Source organism: Pseudomonas sp. GW821-FHT01E10, assembly GCF_059422365.1.
Genome location: NZ_JBWKWT010000016.1, coordinates 90387 through 107653 on the forward strand (window position 1 = coordinate 90387; position 17267 = coordinate 107653).

A 17267-nucleotide genomic window follows, 5' to 3' on the forward strand; every position below is an offset into this window, starting at 1 on the left:
CTCGGCTGCGAAGCAGTCGTAAACAATCCGCCCACAATGCTGGCCGGGGGGCCGCTTCGCGCCCCAGCGGGAGCAAGCTCCCTCGCCACACACTACATCCCCTTGCGTCGCTCCGCCCGAGCCATGCGCTGCACTTCCTGACGCACCTCTTCCAGCACTTCCTGCACATACAAAATGTGCCGACTGGACACTTCTCGTGCCTCTTCCGCCCGCCCCTCAATAATCGCCTGGTACAACTCCCGGTGCTGCGCAATCAGCATGTCACGGGTTTCGACGCGCTGTTTGTACATGCCGCCAATGTTGGTCACCACGTTGCGCTTGAGCAGATCGAACAGCCCGCGAATGGTGTGCAGCAACACTGCGTTATGACTGGCCTCGGCGATAGCCAAGTGGAAATTCGCATCCGCCGCGCCCTCTTCCGCCCGACTCACTTCATCGTGGCGCGAATAGCAGTCCTGCAATTCGTCAAACGCCGCCGTCAGCCGCTCACGATCCACCTCGGTGGCGCGCAGTGCCGCGTAGTAAGCGCAGGACGCTTCCAGGGTATGGCGAAACTCCAGCAAATCGCGCTGGGCCTCGGGGTTGCTCTCCAGCAGGTGCAGCAATGGATCGCTGAACGTCGAGCCCAGGGATTCCACCACATAGTTGCCGCCGCCCTGACGACTGACCAGCAGCCCTTTGGCCACCAGTTTCTGAATCGCCTCACGCAACGAAGGGCGTGACACGCCGAACTGCTCGGCCAACGCACGCTCTGCCGGCAGGCGTTCGCCAGCCTTCAAGGTGCCCTCGAGAATCATCCCCTCGAGTTGCTCGACAATATCGTCAGACAAACGGCGTTGCCGAATCTGATCAAACCCCATCACTCAATTCTCCACGATCCCGGCGGCTCGCCGGGCTCTCTATTCTGGCCTATCGGCGCTGCGCCAGCACCTACCAGACGACGCTTGATCGAACAGATCAGATGCGTTCTGCACCGCTCATTCGACAAAAGTTTTAGGGCGGCAAATTGACACACCGCCTCCAAGGCTTTTACCCTAGCCAACAGCGATTGTAAATTGGTCTTACCAATTATCCAAGAACGCTGACCAGTGCCTGACCAACAACAATTAGGGGCCACCCCATATGCAAACCTGGCAACAGCTCTACAGCCCGCTCGGCAGTCTCGGCGTGTCCGCACTCGCGGCCGTCATTCCCATCGTATTTTTCTTCCTGGCCTTGGCCGTGTTCCGCCTCAAAGGCCATGTGGCCGGCAGCATCACCCTGGCGTTGTCCATTGCCGTGGCAATCTTCGCTTTCCAGATGCCGGTCGACATGGCTTTCGCCGCCGCTGGATATGGCTTTGCCTACGGGCTGTGGCCGATTGCGTGGATCATCGTGGCAGCGGTGTTCCTCTACAAACTGACGGTCAAGAGTGGCCAGTTCGAAGTGATCCGCAGCTCGGTGCTGTCGATCACCGACGACCAGCGCCTGCAAGTGCTGCTGATCGGCTTCTGCTTCGGCGCGTTCCTTGAAGGTGCCGCCGGTTTCGGCGCACCGGTAGCGATTACCGCCGCACTGCTGGTTGGACTGGGCTTCAACCCGCTGTACGCCGCCGGCCTGTGCCTGATCGCCAACACCGCGCCGGTGGCCTTCGGCGCCTTGGGGATTCCGATCATCGTCGCCGGGCAAGTCACCGGCATCGACGCCTTCAAGATCGGCGCCATGACCGGTCGCCAGCTGCCGTTGCTGTCGCTGTTCGTGCCGTTCTGGCTGGTGTTCATGATGGACGGCCTGCGCGGCGTTCGGGAAACCTGGCCAGCTGCGCTGGTGGCCGGCTTGAGTTTTGCCATCACCCAATACTTCACCTCGAACTTCATTGGCCCGGAACTGCCGGACATCACCTCGGCGCTGGTCAGCCTGATTTCCCTGACGCTGTTCCTGAAAATCTGGCAGCCAAAACGCGCTGCAGGCGCGCACATCGTCGGCGCAGTCTCGGCTTCCGTAGTGGCCAGCACCGGTGGTTTCGGCCAACCGCGCACCACCGTGGCTTCGCCCTACAGCCTGGGAGAAATTTTCAAAGCCTGGTCGCCGTTCCTGATCCTCACCGTATTGGTCACCATCTGGACGCTGAAACCGTTCAAGGCGATGTTTGCCGCCGGCGGCTCGATGTATGGCTGGGTGTTCAACTTCGCGATCCCGCACCTGGATCAAATGGTGATCAAGGTCGCACCGATCGTAACCAACCCGACAGCGATTCCGGCAGTGTTCAAACTCGATCCGGTTTCCGCGACCGGCACGGCGATTTTCTTCTCCGCACTGATCTCGATGCTGGTGCTCAAGGTCAACATTAAAACTGGTCTGACCACTTTAAAAGAGACGTTCTACGAACTGCGCTGGCCGATTTTGTCCATCGGCATGGTGCTGGCCTTCGCCTTCGTCACCAACTACTCGGGCATGTCGTCGACCATGGCTCTGGTATTGGCTGCCACCGGTGCGGCGTTCCCATTCTTCTCGCCATTCCTCGGCTGGCTCGGCGTGTTCCTGACCGGCTCCGATACCTCATCCAATGCGCTGTTCAGTTCGCTGCAAGCGACCACCGCGCACCAGATCGGCGTCAACGACACCCTGTTGGTGGCGGCGAACACCAGCGGCGGGGTGACCGGCAAAATGATCTCGCCGCAATCGATCGCCGTGGCCTGCGCCGCGACCGGGCTGGTGGGCAAAGAATCGGATCTGTTCCGCTTCACCCTCAAGCACAGCCTATTCTTTGCAACGATCGTCGGCCTGATCACCTTGGCTCAGGCTTACTGGTTCACCGGCATGCTGGTGCACTAAGCACTACACGCCACACGGAAAAAACCGACGCTGGGTTACGCCCCCGGCGTCAGCTATTCACAACCGGGTCTGCAAGGCTGCTGAAAGCTTCTCTCTCTATATTCAGCAGCCTCAGCGGACGGATAACCGGGACCACCCGGAGACACGCCTGATGAGCGAGCTTTTTTACAACGCTGTGCCGAACGCGACCCGCGTCGCCCCGCCACTGCCTGAACCTCGGCAATACCCCAGCGAAAAACCGTCACGGGTGTACCTGTTCGGGACCTGCGTGGTGGATCTGTTCTACCCCGAAGCCGGGATGGACGCGATCCACCTGCTGGAACGCGAGGGCATTCGTGTCGAATACCCGCAAGGGCAAAGCTGCTGCGGGCAACCGGCCTACACCTCGGGTTACACCGAACAGGCCCGGACCGTGGCGCGCTCGCAACTGGCGTTGTTTGCCGGGGATTATCCGGTGGTGGTGCCGTCGGGTTCTTGCGCGGGCATGTTGCGCGAACACTATGCCGACCTGTTCAAGGACGAGCCGCAAACGCTGAAACAGGTTCAGGCCCTCGCGGCACGGACTTACGAGCTTGCCGAGTTCTTGCTGTTTGTCTGCAAGGTGCAGCTCAAGGACAGCGGCGAACCGGTGAAAGTGGCGTTGCACACGTCGTGCTCGGCACGCCGTGAAATGAACACCCACCTGCATGGCCGTGAGCTGTTGGCGCAGCTGAGCAACGTGGAGCGAGTCGACCACAGCCACGAAAGTGAATGCTGTGGCTTTGGTGGGACTTTCAGCGTCCGTATGCCGGATATTTCCGGTGCGATGGTGGCTGACAAGACCCGTGCGTTGAAGGAATCCGGCGCGCACAAGGTACTCAGTGCCGATTGCGGTTGCCTGATGAACATCAACGGCTCGCTGGAGAAACAACAGGAAGCGTTGCGCGGTCAGCATCTGGCCAGCTTCCTTTGGCAGCGTACCGGAGGTGCCCGATGAGCAGCTCCACGATTATTCCTACGGTCGCCGTAGATGAAGATTTTCGCAGCCGGGCTCACAAGGCTTTGGCTGACACGCAATTGCGAAACAACTTTCGCAGCGCGATGGATTCACTGATGAACAAACGGGCAGCGTCCTTCAGCGATGCCCATGAAAGAGAACATTTGCGAGCGCTGGGCAATGCGGTCCGCGCCCGTGCATTATCCAAGCTGCCCGACCTGCTCGAGCAGCTTGAACAGAACCTGACCCGCAACGGTGTGACAGTGCACTGGGCGGAAACGGTGGACGAAGCCAATGGCATCGTCTTGTCGATCATCCGCGCTCACGAGGGGCGGCAAGTGATCAAGGGCAAATCGATGGTCAGCGAAGAGATGGAGATGAACCATGTCCTCGAAGCTCAAGGCATTGAATGCCTGGAGTCGGACATGGGTGAATACATCGTCCAGCTCGACCACGAGAAGCCTTCACACATCATTATGCCGGCGATCCACAAGAATGCCGGTCAGGTCGCGTCCTTGTTCCACGACAAACTTGGCGTGGAGTACACCAAGGACGTTGACCAACTCATTCAGATCGGTCGCAAAGTCTTGCGGCAGAAATTCTTCGAAGCCGACATTGGCGTCTCCGGCGTCAACTTCGCCGTGGCCGAAACCGGCACCTTGCTGCTGGTGGAAAACGAAGGCAACGGGCGGATGACCACCACGGTGCCGCCAGTGCACATCGCCGTAACCGGCATCGAAAAAGTCGTGGAAAACCTGCGCGACGTGGTTCCACTCCTGTCGCTGCTGACCCGCTCGGCCCTGGGCATCCCGATCACCACCTACGTCAACATGATCTCCGGCCCGCGCAAGGAACATGAACTCGACGGCCCACAGGAAGTGCACCTGGTGCTGCTCGACAACGGTCGCAGCCAGGCGTTTGCCGACAGCGAATTGCGCCAGACCCTGAACTGCATCCGCTGCGGTGCTTGTATGAATCATTGCCCGGTCTACACCCGAATCGGCGGTCATGCCTACGGCGAGGTTTACCCTGGGCCTATCGGAAAAATCATTACCCCGCACATGGTCGGCCTGGCGAAAGTCCCCGACCACCCGAGTGCCTCGTCGTTATGCGGCGCCTGCGGTGAGGTCTGCCCGGTAAAAATTCCGATCCCCGCATTGCTGCGTCGCCTGCGGGAAGAAAACGTCAAAGCGCCGGACAGCCCACATCAAGTGATGCGCGGTCAGGGCAGCAAGTATTCGCGCAAAGAACGATTTATCTGGAACGCCTGGGCCAGGCTCAACAGTTCGCCAACGCTTTATCGCCTGTTCGGCTTCCTCGCCACTCGCCTGCGAGCGCTGACACCGAGCAACGTCGGCCCATGGACCCAGAACCACAGCGCACCGAAACCCGCGGCCCGCTCACTGCATGACATGGCCCGCGAGCATCTGGCCAAACAAGGGGACCGTTGATGAGCGCCAAGCAAAATATCCTCGCCAAGTTGCGCAACAGTCTGACGGGCACCACGCCGGTGGCTGACAACTTCGATGTCGAACTGGTGACCGAGCCCTACACCTACACGCCGGAACAACGCATTTCGCAACTGCGCAAACTGATGGAAGCGGTGCACACCGAAATCCATCTGACGTCCAAAGAAGGCTGGCCCGAACTGCTGGCGCAACTGCTGCAGACTCGCCAGCTGCCGAGCCTGCTGATTGCGCCGACGACGCCCCACGGGCAACGCATCACCGAGCATTGGGCGAAAAACCCTGGCCTGCCAGCGCTCAAAGCCTACAACCGCCCGGTCGAGGAATGGAAAGCCGAATTGTTCAACGACACCCCGGCAAGCCTGACCACTACCCTAGGCGCGATCGCCGCGACCGGTAGCCTGATTCTCTGGCCGACGCGGGAAGAACCGCGCTTGATGAGCCTGGTGCCGCCGGTGCATTTCGCCCTGCTCAAGGCCAGTGAAATCCGCGACAACTTCTATCAGGTGCAGCAGGAATTCGAATGGGCCCAAGGCATGCCGACCAACGCCTTGCTGGTGTCCGGCCCGTCGAAGACTGCCGACATCGAGCAAGTGCTGGCTTACGGTGCCCACGGCCCGAAAGACCTGGTGGTGTTGATCCTGGAGGACCAATGAGTCTACCGGCGGCTTTTCTGCGCGATGCGCAGCAACTGATTCCTGAAGCACGACGTTTCGACGATCCGCTGTCGACCCTGGCCTTCGGCACCGACGCCAGTTTCTACCGGCTGATTCCAAAACTGGTGATCCGCGTCGAGTCCGAAGACGAAGTAGTGGCGCTGCTCAAACTGGCGCAACGGGACCACGTCCCGGTGACCTTCCGTGCCGCCGGCACCAGCCTGTCTGGCCAGGCCATCAGTGACTCGGTGCTGATCGTGCTGGGGGATAACTGGAACGGTCGCGAGATCCGCGGCCAGGGTACGCAAATCCGTCTGCAACCGGGCGTGATCGGCGCCCAGGCCAATGCGTGGCTGGCACCGTTCGGACGCAAGATCGGTCCGGATCCGGCGTCGATCAATGCCTGCAAAATCGGCGGCATCGTCGCCAACAATGCCAGCGGCATGTGCTGCGGCACAGCGCAAAATACCTATCACACCCTGGCCGGGATTCGTCTGGTGTTGGCCGATGGCAGCCGACTCGATACCGAAGACCCCAGCAGTGTTGCGGCGTTCCGAAAGAGCCACGCCGAATTGCTGGAGCGTCTGGCGACACTGGGCCGCGAGACCCGCGCCAATGCCGAACTGGCTGCGAAAATTCGCCACAAATACCGTCTGAAAAATACCACCGGGCTGTCACTCAATGCCCTGGTGGATTTTGACGAGCCTGTGGATATCTTGAGCCACTTGCTGGTGGGTTCCGAAGGCACGCTGGGGTTCATCAGCGCGGTGACCTACGACACAGTAATCGACCACCCGAACAAGGCATCGGCGCTGATTGTGTTCCCGGACGTGGAAACCTGCTGCAACGCGGTTTCCGTCCTGAAAAGCCAACCAGTGTCGGCCGTGGAACTGCTGGACCGTCGCAGCCTGCGCTCAGTGCAGGACAAGCCCGGCATGCCGGCTTTCGTACAACAACTGTCGCCTAATGCCTGCGCTCTGTTGATCGAATCCCGCGCGGCCTCCTCCACTTTGCTGCAGGAACAACTGGCGCAGATCATGGCGTCGCTGACCGACTTCCCAGTGGAAAAACAAGTCGACTTCACCGAAGACCCGGTGGAAAACGCCCGGCTCTGGGCGATCCGCAAGGACACCTTCCCCGCCGTCGGCGCGGTGCGCAAAACCGGCACCACGGTGATCATCGAAGACGTGACCTTCCCGGTGGAACAACTGGCCATCGGCGTGAATCGCCTGATCGAGCTGTTCGACAAACATCACTACGACGAAGCGATCCTTTTCGGACACGCCCTGGAAGGCAATCTGCACTTCGTCTTCACCCAAGGCTTCAACAGCGCGGAAGAAGTCGCACGCTACCAGGCGTTCATGGACGACGTGGCGCAGTTGGTGGCCGTGGAGTTCGGCGGCTCGCTGAAGGCCGAACACGGCACCGGTCGCAACATGGCGCCCTTCGTCGAACTGGAATGGGGCAGCGACGCCTACCAGTTGATGTGGCAGCTCAAACGCCTGCTCGACCCCAACGGCATTCTCAACCCGGACGTGGTGCTCAGCGACGATCCACAGATTCACCTCAAGCACTTGAAACCGTTGCCGGCCGCCGACGAGATTGTGGATAAGTGCATCGAATGCGGTTTCTGCGAACCGGTGTGCCCGTCGAAAGGCCTGACCTTGAGCCCACGCCAGCGCATCGTGATCTGGCGTGACATCCAGGCGAAGAAACGCGCCGGCATAGACACCGCCGAACTGGAGCAAGCCTACGAATACCAGGGCATCGATACCTGCGCCGCCACAGGCCTGTGTGCACAACGTTGCCCTGTAGGCATCAACACCGGCGAGCTGGTGAAAAAGCTCCGTGGCCGTAACGCGACCCATACGAAAACCGCCAACTGGATTGAAGGCAATTTCGCCACTGCGTTACAAGGCGCGCGCTTCACCCTGCATGTCGCCAACGGTGCGCGGATGCTGTTGGGGGCGCCACGCTTGGCGAAGCTTTCGGCAACATTGACCCGCTTGTCCAAAGGCCAGGTCCCGCAATGGACCAACGCCATGCCACAGCCGGAAAAGGCCATTCGCTTCAGCCCGAGCGTATCGGACGAACGCCCTCGGGTGGTGTATCTCGCGGCCTGCGTGTCGCGGGTCATGGGCCCGGCGGCGGGTGATAAAGAGCAAATGTCGCTGTACGACAAAACCCGTGGCCTGCTGGAAAAGGCCGGTTACCAGGTAGTCTTTCCAGACAATCAGGACAACCTCTGCTGCGGCCAGCCATTCGCGTCCAAGGGCTATGCCGAACAGGCCGAACACAAACGTCAGGAGCTGATCGGCGCACTGCTGCACGCCAGCCGCGGCGGGCTCGACCCGATCTACTGCGACACCAGCCCCTGCACGCTGCGGCTGGTTCAGGACCTCGGCGACGTACGACTGGACCTGTACGACCCGGTGCGTTTCATCCGTACGCATTTGATGGACCGACTGGACTTCACCCCGCAGGAAGCACCGATCGCGGTGCACGTCTCGTGCAGCACGCAGCATCTAGGCGAGAGCCAGGCGTTGATCGATCTGGCGCGCAAATGCAGTAAAAACGTGGTCATTCCGGAAGGCATTCACTGCTGTGGTTTTGCTGGCGACAAAGGCTTCACCACGCCGGAATTAAACGCCCATTCGTTACGCACGCTGAAGGACGCGGTACAGCAATGCAGCGAAGGGATTTCCACCAGCCGCACCTGTGAGATTGGTCTGACACAACACGGTGGAATTGACTACCACGGGCTGGTCTATCTGGTGGATCGGGTGACCCAGGCCAGAGCGGTCTGACACCGAAGCACAAAAAGAAGGGGCAATAACGCATAATGCAAAAACCCGTTCCCACAGGGATTGTGCGTTAGGCGTCATTGCCCCTTTTTCGCACCCTCCTCCCGGAAAATCTTTCACTCCCTCGCAAGCGAAAACAGAACCCTTGCACGCCGTCACAGTCCATTTGTTAAGCCCCAATCAGCGTGGCCCAATCCCCACCCCCGTTCCAGGAGATACCCATGAAGCGTTCCGCCCTGGCTGGACTGCTCCTCACTGCAACAATGCTGGCCTCCTCCGCATACGCCTCAAACGATAGCGATCAATGCGTAATGAAGCTCCAGGAGGTCAATAGCAAGCTGTCCAGCGCAGCCACGCTGGACGCCGCCACCAAAGGTGTCGTCGTCACCAAAGCCGAACAAGCCAAGGCCGCCCACGCCTCCAACAACGACAGAGAGTGTGTTTCCCTGGCGCAGCAAGCGCTTCAGGACATTCAAAGCCACATGAATAGCCATTAGGGCCGGGCCAGATAACATGCAGGTAAGGACAGAAGGTCGACTCGCCGCGCATATTGGCGTACACTTCGCTTACCTGCTGGTTACACACAGCAGGTTCGGGGCCGCTTTGGATTCGACGCCGGTTGCGAAACTTTAGGTGCATGCCGACTTGGTAACAGAAGTCGTAAATCCACTGTTGCAACTACTTATAGTTGCCAATGACGAAACCTACGGCCAGGAATTCTCTCTCGCTGCGTAAGCAGCCTTAGATCCTGAGCTTCTGGTACCTTCGGGTCCAGCAATCATCAGGGGATGTCTGTAAACCCAAAGTGATTGTCATATAGAACAGAATCGCCGTGCAGTACGTTGTGGACGAAGCGGCTAAAACTTACACAACTCGCCCAAAGCACCCTGCCCGTCGGGTCGCTGAGGGTTAACTTAATAGACACGGCTACGCATGTAGTACCGACAGCGGAGTACTGGCGGACGGGGGTTCAATTCCCCCCGGCTCCACCACTTCATCATCTAAAGACGTCCACGGACGTCTTTTTTTGTGCCTGAAATCCAGTAAATACGGGGGTTTCAGCGTTCATGGGAGCTCTGGAGGTTTTCTGAGTTCCAGCCGCTTTGGTATCCCAGGTGGTATCCCGGACTGCCAAATGCTATTTTCAGGATACCAAAACGGTGCTGGAGGTAGCCCCATGCCTACTAACGCAACCCGTCTCTCCGATCGCCAGCTCAAGGCAGTCAAGGCAACTGGTAAAGACTTCGTCCTCAGCGACGGCGATGGCTTACAGCTTCGAGTACGTGCGAGCGGCTCAATGATGTGGAATTTCAATTACCGCGAGCCGTTGACCAGAAGCCGTATCAACATGGCCCTTGGTCCATACCCCGACCTCTCGCTAGCCAACGCCCGGAAGAAAGCCGCAGAGGCGCGTGAGTTGCTCGCTTTGGGCACTGATCCCAAAACCCAGCGTGATGAGGTAAGGCAAGCCAAACTTGCTGAGACTGAACACACTTTCGAGAAGGTGGCCACTGCCTGGTTCGAGCTGAAGAAAGACTCCGTCACCAAAGCCTACGCCGAAGACATTTGGAGATCGCTGACGCTCCATGTTTTCCCAAGCATGAAAACAACGCCGCTCTCTCAAATCACTGCTCCGATGGTTATCAAGATCCTTCGCCCAATCGAGGCCAAAGGGAGCCTCGAAACCGTGAAACGATTGAGCCAACGACTCAACGAGATCATGACCTACGGGGTCAACTCCGGGCTGATATTTGCGAACCCCCTCAATGGTATTCGGGCGGTGTTCAAGAAACCCAAGAAAGAGAACATGGCTGCGCTACCACCTGAGGAGCTTCCCGAGCTCATGATGGAAATCGCGAACGCCAGCATCAAGCGAACGACCCGCTGCCTGATCGAATGGCAGTTGCACACAATGACCCGCCCTGCCGAAGCAGCCACCACACGATGGGCAGATATCGACTTCGACAAGCGCATTTGGACCATTCCGCCAGAGCGCATGAAAAAGCGTCGCCCGCACACAATCCCCCTTACCGATCAGGCACTGTCGTTACTGGAGACGCTCAAGCAACTCAGTGGTAACAGAGAGTACGTGTTCCCCTCAGATAGAAATCCCCGCACCCATGCCAATAGCCAAACCGCCAACATGGCGTTGAAGCGCATGGGCTTTCAGGACCGTCTAGTCAGCCACGGCTTGCGCTCGATGGCGAGCACCATCCTGAATGAGCATGGCTGGGATCCGGAACTGATCGAGGTCGCGCTGGCGCATGTCGACAAGGACGAAGTTCGTAGCGCCTACAACAGGACGGACTACATCGAACGCCGGCGTCCAATGATGGCTTGGTGGAGTGAGCATATCCAGAAGGCGGCCACCGGCAGCCTCTCGGCATCGGCCATCAATCAAACAAGAGACCGCAATGTCGTACCAATTCGCTGAGCATCCAAAAAGTACGCGACACCGGCTACGGTCCGTGCCGTGTAGCAGGGCGAAAGAAGTGACGACGGTCGCTAGATCTCTGGTATGCCTGCGCCTCTTCAGCCAAGCCCCTGAGTATGGGAAGGCTCCGCATTCCCATACTCAGGGGCTCACGCTTAAAGGTCTATCAGGCAACCACGACTTTTGCCTTTCTGCGGCGGATCAACCCTGCTGTTAAGTCGTAGTAGTAGACGGTAGCTGGAGCTGAGCATCGCAGGTAGTGCTTAAGAAACCATCTCACGTGCTTTTCTCTCCAGGACCAGGGAGTCGCGCAACCCCAGCGTTCACGAATCACCTCGTGCATCCTTTCTGCCTGCCTGATATGCCGCTGCCGTGTGGCATTTGCTCCTTTGAGCACGGGACTCAAAAACAACGCGATGTCGAACGCTGCTTTCATCGACGACCTCCGATGTAGGCACTCACCACATCGATGCGGTTATGTCCCAACTCACGGCTGATCTGCTGGCGTGCACGTTGATCGAGTGCTCGATCGTCTCGATGACCACGACCGCCATTGATGGGTGCGGAGAAGCCGGTCAGTTGCTCATAGCGCTCACACGCGTAAGCAGCTCGCAGCTCATGAAAGCCTTTCAAACCCTGCTTATGCAGGATGTCCCGTGCTGGTCGCACAACTGATTGCATAAAGTCTCTGTAGCTCTCGTTGGGTGCTAACAGGTTCCGACTGCCCGTGGGTGAGACCTCGCTGGCCCTGTCGAGGGCCGCGCGGACTTGATCCGTGACCGCGATCCAACGCGGTGCCGATGCCCCTGACCGACCACCTTTGGTGCCATCCTGGATGTTGATCTTTCCCAGTCGTTGAGCCTCCCGTTGCAGCCGTGGCAGGTCCGCCAAGATCGCTTCACGCAAGCGCATGCCGGTCTCCCGGGTAAGGAGCACAATGGCACTCACCCTTGCTTGCTGTTGCTCCAACAGCGCTTGCGCAATCAGCCTGACCTGCACACGGTCTTGGCCTTGCGGGGCCTCACTGCGCACGCTTGAGCGCTGCAAGCCCAGCGCCTTGCTCGGACTGGGGATTTTGACGTACTGATCACCGCGCAGCGCGGCCATGGTGCGGTTCACACTGGACAGCCGGTTCTGCGCGGTGGCAATGCTGACGTTGCCCTGATCAACCTGCTCCCTCACATAAGTGGCGTACCGCATGAGGATGTCACGGTCGATCTGTCGCGCGTCATTCAGCCTCGGCTCTTCCTCGGATCGACACCAACTCACGAAGGCTTGCCAGCGATCGCTATGGGCTTTGACGGTAGCAAAGTGGCCATCGCCAAACAGATCTTTCAATGCTTGTGGTCCGGCATAGCTGAGCTGGCGACCGAAGCCAAAATTACGTCCCGCTCGCTTACCGACCCGAGCCATTTTTCTGTTCCTGATCGACTGCAGCGAGATCACGCAAAAGGGCTTGCCAGTGCGTACTCACGATGGCGAGCTGGGCCCAATCCGTCGGACGAAAACACAGTCTGTTATCGGAGACGTAGAGATGCGCACCCTCCTCTTTCAACCATTGGATGATGGCTGTCGGCGAGATGATAGCTTTATGGGTGGTGGCGACACCGGCGACACCGGCGACAACTCTTGTCCTGCCTGGCTTTGAGCGTGGCGACAAAGTGGCGACAGTAGCGGCGACAAACCGCGCTTTCGGCTCCTTTTGGCGCTGAGCCAGATGGTTGCGCAGTGCCTCATCAAGATTGAACATGGCGCACCTCGAAGGTGTGGCCGTCGGTGATCAGCCACTGATGATCAAGCAACTCGACTAAAAGCTTGGTGGCATGGCGACTGCTCTTACGAGCAAAGCGGGGCCCGTTACGGTTCAGGTCTCGAATACTAAAGCGCTTCCAATCTTTGACCTGCAGCCAGCGCAACAGCCGGTCCGCCTCCTCCTTAACTCGACACACTGGCTCCTGCTCAGTCAGTCGCTGGATCTCGGTGAGGTAGTAGCCAACTAAGGCCGAGGCCCGTTGGATATGGTCGGCCTCCACGACTCTGCTCTCCTCCACCACTGCCAGAATGCCGGCGACGCGCAGCAGGTTGTCGGCGGCCTTCGAACCGCTAGGCCGTACGCTGGCCAACTCGCCAAACTCACCCAACTGCGCCTCGATGGCATCATGCAAATCAATCCAGCGGCGGCGGGCTAACGGACTGAGGGTTAGCGGTGATAACTGCAAAGCACCATCAGGAGACAGTGACCAAGGCTGATGAAACAGAGCAGAGAGGCGATGGTGATAGCGCTTTAGAGCGGCGTCTTTCGACAAGTCGACAGACTGATAACTGCGCTGCCCAGCCAGGCTGGTAGGCCAGGTCATCAGGCAGCGACCAAGGATGCCTTGCCCCTGCAGCAACGGGTCACTGAGTAACTGCATGGCCAAGTACGGTTGCAGCATCAGGTGCAAGCTCAAACGCCGGTCATAGGCTCGCAGACTTTCACCGGCCATGGCGCGGGCACGATCAATCGGACTACCATCCCAGAGTGACGACAAGGTCGTAACCGCTTTCAAACGGTTATCCCGACTCATGGTGCTGCTACCGAGGAATTGTCCTCCCTCATCACAGAACAGGCGCATGCTCGGTAAGTCATGACAGAGCCCCTTGATCAACGCCTCGATAGTCGGGTCCGAGGTGATCAACCTAGGGGCCGAGGGCTCCGCTTCGAGTGGCGTGCCGTTTGCAGTGTCGGGTTCGGTAGGATTGATACGCTGAGCCTGTTTTTGTATGGCACGGTATCGAGCAAGTTGTTCGCGATAGTGCTGCCACTGCTCACGCTCCCATTGCCGTGCTGGCAGCAAGGCACATCGATCTGCCGCCGTTTTGCGATCGCCGGACGCGGCCACCGTGATCAGGTACAGCGACAGCGGATAACTGCGTCCGTCGAGATATAAGCCGGCATGGCCTTGAGTGGCCAGCGCCGAGGCAGCCAACATCGATTGCGCGGCCAGCGCCTGAGGCACGCCGATGACCTCGGCCATGCGCTCCACCGCAGGCCCAAGAATCCCACCCAGTGCCTGCACCGGATAAGGCTGGGCCACGGGATTCGACTCGATCAGCGGTCGAGGCGGTCGTGGTTGTTCAAGCTTCGGATCTAACTGCTGCATGGGCCCCTCTCCTCGCTCATTGCTGGTTGTCCTCACGTAGTCCCGCCACGGCTGTTGAGTGTTATCAGGGATCAAGGCTCCTGCGGCCTGTGAGGTGTTCACTGACGCGGAACGAACGGCTCCTTACGACCGGGAGCAAGGGCATGAACCCATGAATCTGGCCTCCTTAAACGCATCCGAAGATGCGGGCGGGTGGAGGCTGTGCCGACTGACGAGTTCGGCACCTAGAGATCCTGGGTGAGAGAAGGCAAATACCTAGACACCTGGGGCATGCCTGACTGACAGTCAGGTGCAGCCTTTCCATGGGCTGCGGCACCGGTGTCTTTGTCGTTGCGGATGGCGACGAATCGTATTTGTCAGGCCGATTGTCACGAGGAGAGTTGCGGCAATGCCTTGTACAACGTGGCTTGCAGCAGTGGTACGAGTGCCCGTCTCTTTCCGGGAGAAAGAGACGGGCGCGGTCTGGCGCATAGAAGTGTGCCTAAAGGTGAGGTGGCTGCAGCGTAGCGAGGTAGGTCCATCGTCTGCCGCAGTGGGCAGCTAAGTCGAATAGGCATCCATCACTCTCTGGGAGTGACCGTGCGAGCCGCCGGACGCTAATCGCACTTGGGGAAGAACCACCACGCAAGTGGCGTAGCCTTGAAGGTTCTGGCTACCTGGGCTGGTGCTGTCAACGACAGCGATCCGTGCGCCAATTTTTATACCCACTCGGAAAGTCGGTCAAGCATCACGGCCAAAGCGTGCAAGAAGTGGCGACTGTCGCCACTAGTGTCGCCATGCCGCAGGCCATGTTTTACGCGGGTTGTCGCCGGTGTCGCCGGTGTCGCCAGATGTCTAACCGTAGTATTACGACAAGCTCGGCTCTAACGCTGAAACTGCGTTGCACTCGATAAAGATCGTAAGTAATTACTGGCGGGGAAACGACGGCCCTGCGCTAATCAAATTGAAATGGGAGGGTAGATCGAAGTGGCGGCGAGAAAAAGCGAGTGAACCCTCCGATCGGCGCGATCAAAGATCGCTGGATCGGAGGGTTTGGCGGGAAAAGCAAAGTCTCAAACGTCAATTACAGACTCAAGCATCAAAGCTAGTTGATTGGGAGGTAACGGCTTCACGCCGCATCATCAGCGTCTGCTGCAACCGCAGTAGAAGACCCGGTATCATTACCGACTAACCGCACGACTAATCATCGAGCGCTTACGACGCCCTCAATCATGGATCTTCGAAACCCACCAAATGATGGCATCGTGCCGCTGCAATTGAGCCGACAAAAATCAGGCATTCCGCCTTGTGTCAGATATGCTCTGCAAAGAGGAAACTGGTAGGATACGGCTCTTCGGAGGCAGGTCTATCATTCCTCAAATCCAACGCCATATGTGTGCAATCCGCCAATCTCGCTCCCCGGTTAGTACGTTAGCTCTGGATCTTATGCCTTGTGGCAGGGACCTCGGGATGGTTTTTTAATGTAAAACTCAGCCTTAAGGGCATGGAGAGAGGTCTTGATGGAGATGGGAATCCCCAGCGCTACAGCCTCCGCAACCGTTGACCGGGAGCCATGCGAAACCCTCCTTCCCTTGAAAGCAAAAGAATCCGGGCCGGAGTTCATGACGAAGAAACTCGATTTTCCCCCTTTACCAAATTTGAGTACTCCCCTGGCCTTCGCAGACCTCTTTGCAGGATGTGGCGGTCTATCTCTTGGGCTATCACTCGCGGGTTTGAAAGGCATCTTTGCTGTCGAACGCGACGCCATGGCTTTTTCAACTCTTTCTGCGAATTTGCTTGAAGCAAGGAAAGTACCGGTTGGACAGTTTTCCTGGCCATCCTGGCTAGAAAAGAAAGCTTGGCCTATCGATGAGCTCCTCAAAGAGCATCCCCTGAAGCTTTCCAAACTCAAGGGTTCGGTACAGATTCTCGCGGGCGGCCCCCCCTGCCAAGGTTTTAGCTTCTCGGGAAAACGCCAAGAATCCGACCCTCGTAACCAGCTGTTCGAGAAGTATGTAGAGATGGTCGAGATCTTGTGCCCTTCGGCCCTTGTTCTCGAGAATGTACCAGGCATGAAGGTTGCGCACGCCACGAAGACATGGAAGCAACTCGGTATTCTGGTTAAGCCTCAATCCTACTATGAAAAACTGGCTCAGAAACTCGATGAGATTGGTTATGACGTCCTCGGCCGCATCGTTGATTCATCACGCTTTGGGGTTCCCCAGAAACGATCCCGCTTGATAGTCATTGGGATTCGAAAGGATCTAGCCTGCCATCTAGAAGGCGGCGTTAGCAGAGCCTTCGAATTGCTCGAGGAGGCAAGACTCAGTCAGCTACAGGAGTTTGACCTTCAGGACGTGGTGACGGCTAAGGATGCCATTTCAGATCTGGAGACCCTTGGGGTTGAGAAAAAGCCATGCACCGATCCCTTTTCTCCCCCTGGATTCTCTGAGATTGTTTATGCAGGGCCCCGGACAAAATTTCAAACGCTAATGCACAACGGATGCGATGAGGCAGTGGACAGTCTTCGCCTCGCAAGACATAGGCCAGAGGTAAAAGACAGATTCGCTCGTATCATCGCGGACCAGGAGTGTGCCAAGGGTGTTCACATGAATGCCGCGTTGCGCGAAAAATACGGTCTTAAGAAACACCGTATTTGTCCAATGCAAGCAACTGCACCAGCCCCGACCATAACAACGCTGCCCGACGATGTGCTCCACTACAGTGAACCCCGAATCCTCACGGTTCGCGAGTCGGCACGGCTGCAGACCTTTCCTGATTGGTTCCAATTCCGAGGCAAGTTCACGACCGGAGGAAGTCAACGAACCAAGGAGTGCCCTCGCTATACGCAGGTTGGCAATGCGGTTCCTCCTTATCTTGCACGAGCTATAGGCATAGCCATAGTGGCGACAGTGCAGGAAGCTGTTGGTCTAGCTGTTCAGCGGGAAGGCCTAAAGCAAAAAGAAAAAATGATTGCTATCGCTTGAACATAGAG

Annotated in this window: 13 protein-coding genes and 1 other RNA gene; 9 read left to right on the forward strand and 5 right to left on the reverse strand. The window is 58.2% G+C overall.

Annotated elements, in window-relative coordinates; genetic code table 11:
* Nucleotides 1-92: 92 nt before the first annotated feature.
* Entirely contained in the window at nucleotides 93-860 is a 768-nt protein-coding gene (locus AC07V0_RS23410; RefSeq protein WP_064616136.1) for an FCD domain-containing protein, read from the reverse strand.
* A gap of 262 nt (nucleotides 861-1122) precedes the next feature.
* On the opposite strand from AC07V0_RS23410, the gene AC07V0_RS23415 reads away from it, so the two are divergent.
* From AC07V0_RS23415 to AC07V0_RS23450, 8 genes are all read left to right on the forward strand, one after another.
* Entirely contained in the window at nucleotides 1123-2814 is a 1692-nt protein-coding gene (locus AC07V0_RS23415; protein WP_064616135.1) for a lactate permease LctP family transporter, read from the forward strand.
* Between the two features lie 151 nt (nucleotides 2815-2965).
* Nucleotides 2966-3790, forward strand: a complete 825-nt coding sequence (locus AC07V0_RS23420; protein WP_018929467.1) for a (Fe-S)-binding protein — start codon at nucleotides 2966-2968, stop codon at nucleotides 3788-3790.
* Entirely contained in the window at nucleotides 3787-5241 is a 1455-nt protein-coding gene (locus tag AC07V0_RS23425) for a LutB/LldF family L-lactate oxidation iron-sulfur protein (RefSeq protein ID WP_495019962.1), read from the forward strand. Before AC07V0_RS23420 ends, AC07V0_RS23425 begins: the two co-directional genes overlap by 4 nt.
* The gene (locus AC07V0_RS23430; protein WP_019582462.1) at nucleotides 5241-5912 is read left to right on the forward strand and encodes a LutC/YkgG family protein; all 672 of its coding nucleotides are present in this window, start codon (nucleotides 5241-5243) and stop codon (nucleotides 5910-5912) included. Before AC07V0_RS23425 ends, AC07V0_RS23430 begins: the two co-directional genes overlap by 1 nt.
* A complete protein-coding gene (locus tag AC07V0_RS23435) occupies nucleotides 5909-8719 on the forward strand; it encodes an FAD-binding and (Fe-S)-binding domain-containing protein (protein WP_495019963.1) in 2811 nt (936 codons plus the stop codon). The genes AC07V0_RS23430 and AC07V0_RS23435 overlap by 4 nt, the downstream gene beginning before the upstream one ends.
* Before the next feature lie 218 nt (nucleotides 8720-8937).
* A complete protein-coding gene (locus AC07V0_RS23440) occupies nucleotides 8938-9213 on the forward strand; it encodes a PA2433 domain-containing protein (RefSeq protein ID WP_018929463.1) in 276 nt (91 codons plus the stop codon).
* 97 nt (nucleotides 9214-9310) lie between these two features.
* Nucleotides 9311-9708, forward strand: a transfer-messenger RNA (tmRNA) gene (gene ssrA / locus AC07V0_RS23445).
* A gap of 185 nt (nucleotides 9709-9893) precedes the next feature.
* Nucleotides 9894-11150: an integrase domain-containing protein gene (locus AC07V0_RS23450; RefSeq protein ID WP_014719966.1), complete on the forward strand. Its 1257-nt coding sequence runs from the start codon at nucleotides 9894-9896 to the stop codon at nucleotides 11148-11150.
* Between the two features lie 166 nt (nucleotides 11151-11316).
* Here the strand turns inward: AC07V0_RS23450 and AC07V0_RS23455 are convergent, their stop codons facing one another.
* From AC07V0_RS23455 to AC07V0_RS23470, 4 genes are read right to left on the reverse strand one after another with little or no spacing between them, the layout of a single operon-like run.
* Nucleotides 11317-11586, reverse strand: coding sequence for a hypothetical protein (locus tag AC07V0_RS23455; RefSeq protein WP_495019964.1), 270 nt, complete (start codon nucleotides 11584-11586; stop codon nucleotides 11317-11319).
* Entirely contained in the window at nucleotides 11583-12563 is a 981-nt protein-coding gene (locus AC07V0_RS23460) for an integrase domain-containing protein (protein ID WP_495019965.1), read from the reverse strand. Before AC07V0_RS23460 ends, AC07V0_RS23455 begins: the two co-directional genes overlap by 4 nt.
* Nucleotides 12547-12900: a hypothetical protein gene (locus AC07V0_RS23465; RefSeq protein ID WP_495019966.1), complete on the reverse strand. Its 354-nt coding sequence runs from the start codon at nucleotides 12898-12900 to the stop codon at nucleotides 12547-12549. Before AC07V0_RS23465 ends, AC07V0_RS23460 begins: the two co-directional genes overlap by 17 nt.
* Nucleotides 12887-14293 carry a YfjI family protein gene (locus AC07V0_RS23470; protein WP_495019967.1) on the reverse strand — a complete coding sequence of 469 codons (1407 nt, stop codon included), beginning with the start codon at nucleotides 14291-14293 and terminating at the stop codon, nucleotides 12887-12889. The genes AC07V0_RS23465 and AC07V0_RS23470 overlap by 14 nt, the downstream gene beginning before the upstream one ends.
* Nucleotides 14294-15792: 1499 nt before the next feature.
* On the opposite strand from AC07V0_RS23470, the gene AC07V0_RS23475 reads away from it, so the two are divergent.
* Nucleotides 15793-17259: a DNA cytosine methyltransferase gene (locus tag AC07V0_RS23475; protein ID WP_223448156.1), complete on the forward strand. Its 1467-nt coding sequence runs from the start codon at nucleotides 15793-15795 to the stop codon at nucleotides 17257-17259.
* Nucleotides 17260-17267 lie beyond the last annotated feature (8 nt).